At 31.8% G+C, this 13,337-nt stretch carries 14 protein-coding genes; 5 read left to right on the top strand and 9 right to left on the bottom strand.

What is annotated here, in order from left to right; all coding sequences use genetic code 11:
- The first annotated feature begins 266 nt into the window (after positions 1 to 266).
- Both ACAM25_RS09810 and cynS read left to right on the top strand, forming a co-directional pair.
- Positions 267 to 719: an Lrp/AsnC family transcriptional regulator gene (locus ACAM25_RS09810; RefSeq protein ID WP_369609550.1), complete on the top strand. Its 453-nt coding sequence runs from the start codon at positions 267 to 269 to the stop codon at positions 717 to 719.
- A 47-nt stretch (positions 720 to 766) separates the two neighbouring features.
- Positions 767 to 1,213 carry a cyanase gene (gene cynS, locus ACAM25_RS09805; protein ID WP_369609549.1) on the top strand — a complete coding sequence of 149 codons (447 nt, stop codon included), beginning with the start codon at positions 767 to 769 and terminating at the stop codon, positions 1,211 to 1,213.
- Here cynS and ACAM25_RS09800 read toward each other — a convergent pair whose 3' ends face one another.
- The 6 genes from ACAM25_RS09800 to ACAM25_RS09775 are packed head-to-tail and all read right to left on the bottom strand — an operon-like array spanning position 1,214 to position 5,817.
- The gene (locus ACAM25_RS09800; RefSeq protein WP_369609548.1) at positions 1,214 to 1,810 is read right to left on the bottom strand and encodes an urease accessory protein UreD; all 597 of its coding nucleotides are present in this window, start codon (positions 1,808 to 1,810) and stop codon (positions 1,214 to 1,216) included.
- The gene (ureG, locus tag ACAM25_RS09795) at positions 1,788 to 2,417 is read right to left on the bottom strand and encodes an urease accessory protein UreG (protein ID WP_369609547.1); all 630 of its coding nucleotides are present in this window, start codon (positions 2,415 to 2,417) and stop codon (positions 1,788 to 1,790) included. Before ureG ends, ACAM25_RS09800 begins: the two co-directional genes overlap by 23 nt.
- On the bottom strand, positions 2,414 to 3,010 hold the full coding sequence (locus ACAM25_RS09790; RefSeq protein WP_369609546.1) for an urease accessory protein UreF: 597 nt from the start codon (positions 3,008 to 3,010) through the stop codon (positions 2,414 to 2,416). Before ACAM25_RS09790 ends, ureG begins: the two co-directional genes overlap by 4 nt.
- Positions 2,997 to 3,476: a hypothetical protein gene (locus ACAM25_RS09785; protein WP_369609545.1), complete on the bottom strand. Its 480-nt coding sequence runs from the start codon at positions 3,474 to 3,476 to the stop codon at positions 2,997 to 2,999. Before ACAM25_RS09785 ends, ACAM25_RS09790 begins: the two co-directional genes overlap by 14 nt.
- Before the next feature lie 11 nt (positions 3,477 to 3,487).
- A complete protein-coding gene (gene ureC, locus ACAM25_RS09780) occupies positions 3,488 to 5,161 on the bottom strand; it encodes an urease subunit alpha (RefSeq protein ID WP_369609544.1) in 1,674 nt (557 codons plus the stop codon).
- Positions 5,158 to 5,817, bottom strand: a complete 660-nt coding sequence (locus ACAM25_RS09775) for an urease subunit gamma (protein WP_369609543.1) — start codon at positions 5,815 to 5,817, stop codon at positions 5,158 to 5,160. The genes ureC and ACAM25_RS09775 overlap by 4 nt, the downstream gene beginning before the upstream one ends.
- Positions 5,818 to 6,157: 340 nt before the next feature.
- On the opposite strand from ACAM25_RS09775, the gene ACAM25_RS09770 reads away from it, so the two are divergent.
- From ACAM25_RS09770 to ACAM25_RS09760, 3 genes are all read left to right on the top strand, one after another.
- Positions 6,158 to 7,138, top strand: a complete 981-nt coding sequence (locus ACAM25_RS09770; RefSeq protein ID WP_369609542.1) for a metallophosphoesterase — start codon at positions 6,158 to 6,160, stop codon at positions 7,136 to 7,138.
- Between the two features lie 226 nt (positions 7,139 to 7,364).
- A complete protein-coding gene (locus ACAM25_RS09765) occupies positions 7,365 to 8,909 on the top strand; it encodes an APC family permease (protein ID WP_369609541.1) in 1,545 nt (514 codons plus the stop codon).
- Positions 8,910 to 8,970: 61 nt separating this feature from the next.
- Positions 8,971 to 10,101 carry an arginine deiminase family protein gene (locus tag ACAM25_RS09760; RefSeq protein ID WP_369609540.1) on the top strand — a complete coding sequence of 377 codons (1,131 nt, stop codon included), beginning with the start codon at positions 8,971 to 8,973 and terminating at the stop codon, positions 10,099 to 10,101.
- 859 nt (positions 10,102 to 10,960) lie between these two features.
- Here ACAM25_RS09760 and ACAM25_RS09755 read toward each other — a convergent pair.
- From ACAM25_RS09755 to ACAM25_RS09745, 3 genes are all read right to left on the bottom strand, one after another.
- On the bottom strand, positions 10,961 to 11,377 hold the full coding sequence (locus ACAM25_RS09755) for a DUF86 domain-containing protein (RefSeq protein WP_369609539.1): 417 nt from the start codon (positions 11,375 to 11,377) through the stop codon (positions 10,961 to 10,963).
- Entirely contained in the window at positions 11,371 to 11,769 is a 399-nt protein-coding gene (locus tag ACAM25_RS09750; protein ID WP_369609538.1) for a nucleotidyltransferase family protein, read from the bottom strand. The genes ACAM25_RS09755 and ACAM25_RS09750 overlap by 7 nt, the downstream gene beginning before the upstream one ends.
- 291 nt (positions 11,770 to 12,060) lie before the next feature.
- Positions 12,061 to 13,317, bottom strand: coding sequence for a hypothetical protein (locus ACAM25_RS09745; protein ID WP_369609537.1), 1,257 nt, complete (start codon positions 13,315 to 13,317; stop codon positions 12,061 to 12,063).
- Between the last annotated feature and the right edge of the window lie 20 nt (positions 13,318 to 13,337).

Genomic DNA, 13,337 nt, shown 5'->3' with positions numbered 1-13,337 from the left:
CTTCGAAAAACATACTTATCTTTTCCTTCTCCTTTATAGTATTTAAGAATAAGAAATCCTTCTTTTCAGCTAGTTTAACAATTTTTACTTTAAGTCTCAAGTTTAAAGAGGCTATTTTAAAATCATAGGAGCTGGTATTTTACCGTTTAAGTTAATCATTGTACTATTTTTAATATGGACAAATTATGACTTTTTATTATAATCTATTAAAGATCTTGGATAATGTTTAAGTTAAGGCTTATAATATTGTTTGTTATATATAACTTATGGATGAGTTTGATCTTAAGATTTTAAAGATACTTCAAACAGATGCAAAATATTCATTGGATGAAATAGCTAGAGAGTTAAAAATTCCAAAATCTACTGTTGCTTATAGGATAAAGAAAATGGAAAGAGAAGGGATTATAAAGGGTTATTATGCTCATATAGATCCAGCTTCTCTAAACTTAGACTATATAATTATATCTTCTGTAAAAGCGAAGTATGGAAAAAATTATCATGTTGAATTAGGTAATAAGTTAGCTCAAATTCCGGGAGTTTGGGGAGTTTATTTTGTCTTAGGAGAGAACGATTTTATAGTCATGGCTAGGTATAAAAATAGAGAAGAATTTATGGAAAAATTTCTAGAGAAAGTTATGAGTATACCAGAAGTTGAAAGGACATCTACGCAAGTCGTAGTTAAGATAATAAAGGAGTCTCCCAACATAGTTATTTTTTAACGTGATTAGTTAAAGGTTTATATATTTCCTTCTCGATTTATATCTAAATGATAGATAAGAAAGAATTAAGGGAAATAGCTTTAAAGAAGAAAAGGGAAAAAGGGTTAACATGGGAGGAGATAGGGAAATATTTAGGAAGGGATAAAGTATATTCAGCAATGTTACTTTACGGCTATGCTCAAGCAACAGAAGAGGAGGCAGAAAAAATAATTAGTTTACTGGATTTACCTAAAGAAATGAAACCAGTATTATTAGATGCCCCTATGAGGACTCCAGCACAACCATGGCCACCAACTGACCCTTTTATTTATAGACTTTATGAAGGAGTACTACTTTATGGTCCAGTTATAAAAGATGTCGCACACGAGATTTTCGGAGACGGAATAATGAGCATGATAGATGTGAAGATATTTGTTGACAAGGTGATAGAAAATAACTATCCAAGAATGGTTTTGACTTTTAATGGAAAATGGCTATATTATTCTAAATGGTAATCAAAACCAGATACCAGTAAGACTCCTCCATAAGGTATCTATTTTTTCCGTAGTAGTACTATATCTTTGAAAATCGTATTCTCCATCCTTTATTTCGTAAACTGTTAATAAAGCTTCACTTCCCATAATGTTTTTGCTTTTATAATTTTCGTTTATCACTTTAAAAACGTCGTATATTAACAATTTTCCTTTGTAATAAATCTTTGTAACTGAAGTTATTTCTCCATCTTTGAAAGTCTCTTTATGAAACTTTCTTCCCAAAACGTAAGCTTCAACTATTTTACCATGTTTACTAATTTCAATTTCAGTTAAAATATTAGCTTTTGCTTTATCATAAAAGATTACAGGGTGAGGAAAGTAAAAGAGGATTTGAGAAGAGATTTTAATATTTATCTTTACGTTACTCTTAGAAAGAATTTTTGTGTAAGCTTGGTCAGTTATTTTTGCACTCTCCTTTTCAATGAGTATCTCTATTTCGTCATCGTTTGCTAAAACTTCTGAAGGGTTTGTAATTATTCCAATCCCATTAGTTTCAAGATAAGATAATGGACCTTTCCTTCTTATAATCTCTCCTTTAACTTCTAATAAGCCCCTCAAGCTCTAATTCACTCCTTATGATTTTTATTAGATCGTCTAAACCATCACCGGTCTTTAGGCTCACAAATACTGTAGGCTTATCTTTCCTTATCTTTTCAGCATCCTTTTTCATTTTCTCTAGATCTGCACCTACGAATGGAGCTAAATCTATCTTATTTATTACTAATAAGTCACTTTCTTGTATTCCTAAACCTCCCTTTCCAGGATATTTATCTCCTGCCGCAGTGTCTAAGACGAAGATTGTATAATCTGCCAACAAAGGACTGAAAGTTGACATAACGTTATCTCCTCCACTTTCTATAAACACAACGTCAAGACTGGTCCTCTTCATTAAAGTCTCTAATGCCCTTAAGTTTGTTGAGGGATCTTCTCTTATTGCAGTATGAGGACAACCACCAGTAACAATTCCTATAACGTTTTCTTTAGGGATAAGTCTTTGTTTTAAAACTAAGTTTTGATATATTCTTAGCGCATCGTGAGAGGAAACTACATCATTGGTTATTATTCCTACTGATAATCCCTCCTTCCTCACTAAATATTCTGTTAAAAATTCTATTAATGTGGTTTTACCAGATCCAACTGGACCTAAAACTCCGATCCTGATCATGACATGAACACCTTTGGCTCCCTTTCTTCATGAAGTTTGGAAAGTATATCCAAGATTGGGCTAAAGGGAGAAAAATCTTTCTCATCTTTATATTCAGATAAGATTTCAGAAATGAGTTTTTGTCCTTCAATAAAGTCAATTGCCCTTAACCTTACAGCACTAAAAACTAATTGGGAAAGTTCTGCATATGCTAATCCAGCTTTGCAATCTTCAGCTTTAATCCCTAAAGCCTTGCAACATCTAGCTATTATTACTGGATAAGTTCCTATCCCTTCCCCTCTGTTAACTTTTTCTATGTAATCATCATCACATAATTCTAATCTGGCTAACGAGATCCCCATGTTTATACTAGCCTCTTTTAACTCTTTAGGTAATTTTGAGGCATAAACTATTTCATCAGCTTCCTCTGGTTTCTCATAGGCAAGGTCTATTATTGCAACATCACCTTTTAATATAACGTTAAAGAAGATATCTTTAATAAATGATTTAATTTCAAACCCTCTCATGTAAGCTTCTTCAACTCCGTAAGAGTAATTAAATGAACCTATAGGTAAGGCACTGTCAAATATTTGGAAAATTTTAGGTGTTAGCAAAATCTATCACCACAGGTTGTACTGGCATTTCAACATTTGGATTAAACTTAACTCTTTTCACAACTGGATTAAAGTTCTTAAACCTTTGTGTCAAGTACTCTTCTCCTAACTCAGCCAGTATATAAACCTTATTTCCTTTAACCATTACTTTCATATGATAATTACCTATAATATAACCTAGGAGAAATGAAGTGTAATCGTTAATTTCAAACTCTAATGTTTTTTCTTCTCTTTCTTTAAGAAGTACAATATAACCGTTATCTGCCTGAAATACATCTCCATCCGAAATTAAAACACCTTTCATATTTATTATTACTTCTTCACCTTTATCACTTTTACCCCTACACCTTTGTTTTTCTAAACATTCATTACTAACTTCAACTATTCTAAATACTCCCATCTTTTTAGCTTTTTCAATTATCTCCTTTACTTCTTCCTCTTTTCCTAATTTCTTTACTAATTGCATTTTTATCTCACCTAAAACATGAAGTATAACTGTGTTAAAGGAAGCGATTTAGAAGGTGGAACTTTAGGTACTATTCCATTTATTTTAACTTCATATGTGTCTGGGTTAACTTCAATTTTTGGTAAAGCATCATTATACTTCATATCTTTCTTAGTGAGGTGTCTAGTATTCTTAACTGGTAAAACTCTCCTTTTAACTACTTTTGATAATGACTCAACTCCATCTTTTGCTGAGAAGAAGAAGGAAACTTCTTTAGCTGAATAGTAACCAAACATTGGTTTGTAAACTACTGGTTGTGCATAAGCTATTGAAGCGTTAGTTTCTCCCATCAATGCCCAAGCTATTGCCCCTCCTTTTATTACCATGTAAGGCTTTACAGGGAAAAATCTTGGATCCCACAATACAATATCAGCAATATGACCTGGGGCTAATGTTCCAACGTAATCTGATATCCCTTGAGTTATCGCTGGGTTTATTGTTATTTTAGCTAAATAGCGCAAGACTCTTTCATTATCACTCATTTGAATTAATCCTAAATCCTTCATTTTATGAGCAAGCTGAAATGTCCTGATTCCAGTTTCACCAACTCTTCCCATAGCTTGAGAGTCTGAAGACATCATACTTATTGCTCCTAAATCATGCAAGTAATCTTCAGCCATCATAGTCTCTTCCCTTATTCTTGACTCAGCATAAGCAACATCCTCTGGCACTTTGGGATTTAAATGATGAACTGCCATTAACATTTCTAAATGTTCTTCATAAGTGTGAATTGTATAAGGTTTAGTTGGATTAGTCGATGAAGGTAAAACGTTTGGCTCAGCACATATTCTTATTATGTCTGGGGCGTGACCACCACCAGCTCCTTCTACATGATAGGCATGAATAGTCCTGCCGTTAATTGCATTTAATGTATCTTCTAAATAACCACTTTCATTTGCAGTATCAGTATGTATAGTTACTTGTACATCATACTCATCAGCAACTGTCAAGGTCTCATCTATTACTCTTGGCATAGCACCCCAATCTTCATGGATTTTAAATCCAGAGGCACCATTCCTTACTACTTCCTCCATTGTAATCCTACTTGATGATGCCTTAGCTGTTAACGCAAAGTTAACCGGGAATGGATCTAGACCTTCAGCAACTATTTTTAAATTCCAACTACCCGGAGTTGCTGTAACAGCTTTTGTTCCTTCGGCTGGCCCAGTACCACCTCCAATTAAAGTTGTGAATCCAGCTGATAAGGCGTCAAAAATTTGTTGTGGTGCAACCCAGTGTATGTGAGTATCTATAAATCCTGGTGTTGCTATTAATCCCTCTCCAGAAATAACCTCTGTAGAAGAGCCTAAAACAAAATCCACCCCATCCATAGTAAATGGATTTCCTCCGTGTCCTATTCCAACGATTATACTATCTTTTATACCAATATCAGCTTTAATTACCCCTAAGAGAGGGTCTAAGATAATTACATTGGTTATAATTACATCCATTGCTTCTTCTTCTTTCACATTTGGTAATAGTCCTAAACCATCTCTAGCTGTTTTTCCAGCACCAAAAACTAATTCATCACCTTTAGCTATCAAATCCTTCTCTATTGTTATGTATAAGTTTGTATCTCCTAGTCTTACCTTATCTCCTTCGGTTGGTCCATAAAGTTCAAAATACCTTTCCCTAGATATTTTCAAGCAAAACCCCTCTCCTTAGCTCTTTTTAAAGCTTGATCTTTATTATGATCTAAAGAACCTTCAGTTAAACCGTTTAATCCTACTACTCTTCTTCCTCCTCCAATTTTCCTTAATCTAACTACTTTTGTTTGTCCAGGTTCAAATCTAACTGCTGTGCCAGCTGGTATCGCTAATCTATATCCAAAAGCTTTTTCCCTATCAAACTTTAATGCTTTATTTACTTCAAAGAAATGGAAGTGAGATCCTACTTGTATTGGTCTATCTCCAGTGTTTGTTACTTCAAGTTCTATTTCGTCTCCTTTTATCTCAATTTCTCCTTCTTTTATTACGTACGTGTTGAGAACTTTTTTATTACTCTTTATCGGATTCCTTACTGTAACTAATTTAGTACCGTCCGGGAAAGTTGCTTCTACTTGAACAATATCTAATAATTCTGGTACTCCTTCCATTACATCTTCTTCTGTTAATAACTCTTGAGCTCCTTTTATTATATCCTCCATTTTAGCTCCTTCTCTGGCTTTTTCTAGAATATAATCAATTATAATTGCCATTGCTTCTGGGTAATTAAGTTTTAAACCTTTTGCTCTTCTTCTTCTAGCTAATTCGGCTGCCCATGAAATTAGCAATTTTTCTTGTTCCCTTGGCGTTAGAAACATTTTTCATATCACAGACGTGAATATTGTAAATTGATATTTAAATCTTTTTCGTAAAATGATAAACACTTTTCACTTTTTTAAATACTAAAATGATCAAAGAACGTTATATAATGATAATTTTAAATCGTTAATAATGAAACTTTTTCAATGAATTAAAATTGGATAAATTTAAGGAAGAGAATTTAAACATAGTTTAATGAATAGAGTGAATAGATGAACATTAATGGAATCTATCATTTTTAATTATTATGAGAAAATGTAAAGTTTGTAGCTCTTAATAGGTTATAGCTGGCGATTATTTAAATTCAAACTTATATACTTCAATAATTGATTGTTATGTATGGGTCTGTTCAAGAGAAAGCAACCAGAAGGAGTTGATAATAAGAAAAGCCAATTAAAGATTTTGTTTACAAGCGATCTTCATGCATCGGATGTTGCTTTTAGAAAGTTTTTAAATGTTGGTAAGATGATAAAGGCAGATGTTATGATAATAGGTGGTGATTTGGCCGGAAAGGCTTTAATTCCTATAATTGATATAGGAAATGGAAAATATGAGGTTGATAGTACTCAAGTTGGTAAGGAAGGATTAGAGACTGTAATTAAACAAATTAAGGCTAATGGCAATTATTACGTTATTGTTGATAAAAAAGAATATGATGAGATGGTTCAAGATAAGAGGAAAGTAGATGAGGCTTTTAAGAATGCTATTCAAGAAAGATTAAAGGAATGGATACAGTTAGCTGAAGAAAGATATAAGGATACTAAAATCCCAATATACTTTAACCTAGGTAATGATGATCCTATGTACATGTTTGATATAGTTCCAGAAGAGTCAATATTTAAACGGACTGAGGGATTTATTATACCAATTGGGGATTTAGAAATGATATCTTATGGTTATGTTAATCCTACCCCTTGGAATACTTATAGGGAGAAAAATGAGGAAGAGATTTATAAAGATTTGAAAGAGATTATGAACAAAGTCTCTGATCCATCTAAAGTGATATTAAATACTCATGCTCCGCCCTATGGAACTAACTTAGATAATGCTCCTTTGTTAGATAAAAACTTGAAACCAGTCGTAAAAGGAGGAGATATAGTTATGACACATGTGGGTTCTCAAAGTGTTAGAAAAATAATTGAAGAATATAAACCACTTATGGGGGTACATGGGCATATACATGAATCAAAAGCATTTGATAAAGTGGCTGGGACTCTAGTATTTAATCCGGGAAGTGAATACTCGGCTGGCGTATTTCATGGTCTTTACATATTAGTTGAAGGAAATAAGATAAAAGCTCATCAGTTCATAACTGGATAATTTTTTATTTATTTAAACGCTTTCTTCTCTTTCAATTGATAATTATGATATACAAATTTTATTTTTGTCTTATCAGTTTTATTTAAATTGATAAAAGTTATCATAATTTGTCATCTACTTTCTTCCTCCTCTTTTTAACATGTTTTAAAATTTCTTTTTTAAAAATGAAAAGTTTCAATGATAGTTATGAAGAATATTTTTATACTGTTTTAAGTTAGATTCTCATATGGAGAAAGAAAAAAGTAAATTATTCGCAAGGGAATCCTCTGGTTTAGTAAGGGAAATAAGTTGGTTAACAGCCATGTTCATATCAATGGGATTTATAGCTTTTTATGTACTTCCAGTCTCTTTTTTATCTGGGCTTTACGTCTCACCAAATGGTTTAGCTTTACTAGCAGCATTACTAAGCTGGATAGTTTTGCTTCCACACTCTTTTTTATGGACTAAAATAAGTCAAACATATCAAAGGACTGCTGCAGATTATGTTTTTGCAAGCAGATCGCTTCATCCAGCTATAGGTGTAGGTGTTGGTTTAGTTTTTGGAATTTCACAGATGATATTTGATGCTGCAATAGTTTATGATAGTGTTGGGCAACTTCAGGTAGGTTTTGCCGCTTTAGGAGTTAAGTATGGTGGTGTGTATTCATCTATAGCTTCTTTTCTATCCTCTCCAGTAGAAATACTATTAGTAGGTGCAGTAACTTTCACAATTGTTATCTTATTAAATATATTCGCACCTAAATATGTAAATAGCATTATGGGAGGAGTTACAATAATTGCTTTAGTTAGTTACATATTAACTGGGGCATTAATGACTACTGTATCTCCTTCTGTAATATCCTTATCTGGTTATACTTATTCTCAAATAGTTAGTGAGGCTAGCAAAGCTACTCCATTATTTTCTAACGTAGGTTTAGCTACCATAGGATTAATGGTATTTACTGCATCTTTCTTACCTTTTGTTAATGGTGCTACATCTGTTGCTGGAGAAGTTAAAGGTGGTAGTAAAGCATTTTCTCGTGGTGTTTTGATGGCTTTAGTTGTTTCTGGCATATTAATAACATACTTCATAGGAATGAGCTTAAGCAGTTTAGGAACTAAATTCTTCATAGGAGCTGGAATTGCTGGTGCTTCAAGTTTATTAAATCCAACTTATGATGTGGTATTAGCAACAAATAATTTACCTTTAGATTTATTCTTAGTAATAAGTTCTTACTTCTGGTATATTGCAATAATGTTCGCTGTGGCATTATTTGTCTCTAGATATTTTATGGCTGTTGCTTTTGATAAGGCATTACCAACAATAGTTTCCTATGTAAGTGAGAAGTTCCACTCTCCAGTTGTTGCTCACTTAATAGATGAGATAATAACGATCTCTAGCTTAGTAATAATTACTGTTACCCCATTGAGTTCTGCATTCTTCTATGGTATGGATACTGCTGATGCTATGGCTTTACTCTTTGGTTTCATTATTGTCGTTATCGCATCTATTGTGTCAGTGTTTAGGAAAGATGTTCAGAAACTTGTTGGTAACCAAAAGCTAATTTTAGCTTTAAGTATAATAGATCTTATAGTGCTCTCCATTTATGCATACTACTGGTTCGGTTTCTCTACTATATACTTAGGAATTGTAATGAATGCTGAGACTTGGGCATTAATAGCTTCTCCGTTTATTGCTGGTATAGTAATATATTACGTTATGAGACAATATAGATTAAGCAAAGAAGGAATTGATATAAACTTAACTTTCAAAGAAATTCCTCCAGAGTAAATCTTTTTCCTCTTCCTTTAATATCCGAAAGATATTTATTTTTCTTTTCAAATATTATATTATGGTCTTATTAGAAGCCGAATTCTCACCCCTCAAAAAGGTAGCTGTAGCTACACCTTCAAAGGAAAAAGAAAGATTAACTCCATATACATTATATGAATTACAATATGCTGAAATCCCAGACTTAGAAGAGTTAAGGAGAGAGCATAATGAATTTAAAATAAAGTTAAAGGAAGCTGGTGCAGAGGTTATAGATTTAAGGGAGGAAATAAAGAAATTAAGTAAAGATGAACTGCTAGAATTATTAGTATCTGACTGCTTATTAGATACATCTTCTATAACTAGAGACGAATTAGCAGATATATTAATCTCTGGGTTAACAGTTACAGAGGCTAAAGAAAAAGGAATTTTAAGGAATTATATTGTTGGTGATCCTCAAGACTTATGTGTAAAACCATTAGTAAACATAATGTTCACCAGAGATCCTGGAATGGTAATGGGAAATGTATATGTACAAGGTAAAATGAGATGGGAGTCTAGAAGAAGAGAACCAGAGGTTTACGTAAAAATACTGAAACCGGAGAAAGTAGTTAAGGCTGAGAAAGGATATTTTGAGGGTGGAGATTTTATGCCTATAGGTTATGGGAAACTATTAATGGGTTTTGGTACTAGATCTAGTGCACTAGGAGTTAATGATGTTTTGCCAAAGCTTAAGGCTGAAGGAGTATTAGATGAGGCTATACTCGTTCGATTGGAAACTCCAGAGCTTCATCCTAATAAGGGAATTGGTCATTTGGATACTGTAATGGGTATACCTGCAAAAGACGTTATAATTTATTATCAGTCGTATTTAGACAAGATGAAAGTTTTCATTTATAAGGGTGGAGAGACTGTTAGAGATCAAAGACCTTTAAGGGAAGTGTTAAAGGATTATCTAGCTAGGGATTTAAAAGTCGTACCAATTGGTAATGCAGAATATTATTCTGAAGAACGTGAACATTGGTTATTAGCTAGTAATATAATAGTTGTAGATAAGAATACGATAATAGCTTATGAGCATAATAGGATAACTAACAAACTGTTAGCCGAGGTTGGAATTAAAGTAATAACTTTCAAGGGTAATGAGATAATTAAAGAAGGTGGTGAAAGAAGTGGGCCAAGGTGTATGACATTGCCTTTGATAAAAGTGTAGCTCTTTATTTCCTTTTTAAATCTATGTCCCTTTTTATTGGTTTATCTCGATAGGAGCTTTAATAATCTACTCTTATAAGGATAAATTGCAGATTAAGGTCTAAATATAATTAGGGCTTTCAGAGCTAACAATGAACTAATGTAATTTCGAATTGTTATATCGTTATATTAAACTTCGAACTAAGATAATATATATAAGGATTTTACAGGTTTTACTATAGCTTTCTATTTTTAATAATTTCTAACTAAAGCTTTAAGTCGGCTTAGCACAACTAATTAATTAGTCAATTAAAGAATAAGTTCTATGGATAAAATTTTATTTAACTATAAACTGTTCAGATTAATATTATTAAATTTCTTGCTAATATGCGTAATTCTTTCTTGTTAGCCTAAAAAGTCACTAAGTAAGGTAGCTAAATTAACGTGAATAAAAATTTCTAGTGTTATTAGTAAAAATGTTTTATTTCAGAAACTTATATATAAATAAAAAATAGCTGAATTGATGGTTACTTTCCATTATTTTAGATACATATTTTTCATTAATACTTTGTCTATTTGAAATATTGCTGTGAGGATATCCCCTGGTCACAATTGGTACAGATTCAATATACTTAAGAGAAATAGATTGATAAATATGATGAAGCTGGGTAAACTATAATGAATATTAAATAAACAATTATCTTTTCAATTTTCATAATTTGTTTTCCCTATTGTAATCAAGGTAGATCATAAAAAACTTTAATGTTACCAGCCAGTTAAGATTAATTAAATATGTTAAGAATGTTATAAAGAGAGAAAGATATGAAAAATCTTCTACGAGAAATTAGAAAGTTAATTAATGAGCTCACTTTAGCTTAATGTTAAGGATCCCAATATTCTTTAGCTCTCTCCTTAATTTTCATAGCTATTTCAAGAATCTTCTTATAGTCCTTCCTTGAAAGTATCTTTTCTACGAAATCAAAGTTTATCTCAGCATATTCATGTACTACAATATTTCTAAATCCAATTACACTTAACAAAAATTTTTCTTCTTCGCTCGTTAAGATTCCCTTTTCTCTTAATTTCTTAATGGAATCCTTATATCCCTCACTTGTTTCTCCCATATTAGATAATAATCTCTCACATAAGTCGATCATTGCTTGTGCTTCAACTTGAAGGGCATGAAGAATTGCCATTTGGTCTCTCCAATCGTTTATATCATATCCTTCATTTACTAATTCATCTAACTTTTGAACAATGTCCTCAATGATTAAAAGAAGTTTATCAAGAACTACCATTTTCTTAGTAGGACTTTTCCAGCATTATCTATTAAATTTAGTTTTCTAGCGTCAATAAGGAAATCCTCACAAATTGAAGCCTTTCTATGTATTCTATCGTAATTCTCTAAATAGAGGATTAGAGAGTCATTAAATATTTCATGAACTAAATAACAACTTGTATCGTCAGTAACCATTACTAAATCTACTTTTTCTGTCTGTAAATAATCAGTTAGAGAGATAAAGAGGTTTGTGTAAGCTTCAAGGTCTGTATTTTTAAATTCAACTGCGATATCAATATCATTCCCTTCGCCTTTCTTAGCGAGAGAACCAAATAAAACTGCATAATAAATGTTATAATCACTCCAATTAAACTTCTTTAATTTGTCGTAAACTTCTGAAAGTTTAAACACAAATAAAATCATCAAGGTAGATTATTAGTTTATCTTTATATGGAAGAGCTGATTAAAAAGGTTATTGACGTTGGGGAACTGTTACTCTCTGCTATTTCAAGAGAATTGAGTTAGCTGAAAGGGATGTGAAGAATATATAAACAAGGGTGGTGCTATTCAAGCTTTAGATAAAGTTGCTGAAGAAGTTGTTAAGGCTTTAGCCTAACTACTGGAAGGGTTTAGTAATTGATTTTTCGAGCACAAAGTTATAAAATTGTAGTGTTTATAATATAAAATTATATTCAGAAAAAGTTATTCTTTTCCGATATTTTTTACCCAACTAAGTATTTCATCTAAACAGCTTTCAGTATATTTAACAACAATCTTTCCCTCTTTTACTTCTATTTTAGTAAATTTCCTACCTAAACCAGCATGTGAATACATTTCTTTCTCATTTATTTCACATTCTTCTCTTTCTTCTTCATTTATCTCACCTTTTAGCCAATCTATGAGCCTAGTGTTTCCTAACTTTATTAAATAATCAAGTAAATACTCTCCCTCTTCTTTAGGTATTTTGCTGAGGTCTTTAAGTATCTGGATTTCTCTAGAAATCAGATTCCTTTGTGGCTCATTAAATAATTCGTAAAATTTCTCTAAAAGATCTATTGTAACTTCTTCTTCTGCTAATTTTCTATATTGATTTACAAAGTGATATCCAATGAAATAATAAGGAGCCGTAACGTGAGCCTCAAAATCAGCAATAACTTCGTATTTCTCACTTTTGTTAACTTTGATTGAGTTCAAAATCATTTTTTCGAATTCTTCTGGTGAAATAAGTTTCTCTACGTTCTTAAGAAGGTAAAATAACGCTAATGGAAAACCTAATTCTAGAGATTTTCCAATACCATATAATTCTGATTTACCTTGCGTGCTAAAGCCTTTCGCTGTAGATAATTTAATATTTTTAGTTAAATAATTATAAAAGTCTATTTTCTTAAAATCTTTAATGAAAAGAGGAGTGAGAATATTATTTACGTTAGTGAATTCAATTAGTAATGTATCTCTTTTGTTAGTAGTTATTACATAATTTTCTACTGCTAACTGAGTAGCTGATGTAGCATAAGCTTGAAAATAAGAGAAAGCTCTACTTAAGTCTAAAAGTATTACATCAGGAGTTTCTTTTACTAAATCTTCATAAAGTTTATTGTAAAAGAAAAAGTGAAAATTACCTAGTCTCTCTTTGTGAAAATGATTTTTGAACTCTCCTTCAGATGGAAGAATATGTATGTAATCGACTTTAGGCACAGTATTTTTGACTTCACTTTCCAGAACACTTACTAATTGAGTATAATCTGGAGGAGGATCGTTTAAAATGTATGAAAGCGTTGTAGGTAAAAATGCTGAAATTTTTACATCCACTTTGTTTTCTTTTAAAAAGTCAGCTTCAGCAAAAGTTTCATTAATTCCTTCATAGGTAACTGATGTTATCTCTCCTTTTTCATCAAAGACAGTAAATTTACTATTAGCAAAATTTATATGGTCCCAAAATGTGACTATCAGAACTTTCATAAGTACATTTCAGAGTCGGG

Source organism: Sulfurisphaera javensis (genome assembly GCF_041154675.1).
GTDB classification, from domain to species: domain Archaea; phylum Thermoproteota; class Thermoprotei_A; order Sulfolobales; family Sulfolobaceae; genus Sulfurisphaera; species Sulfurisphaera javensis.
Note: the sequence above shows the minus strand (reverse complement) of the source record. Positions and strands in the feature narration are given on the sequence as shown.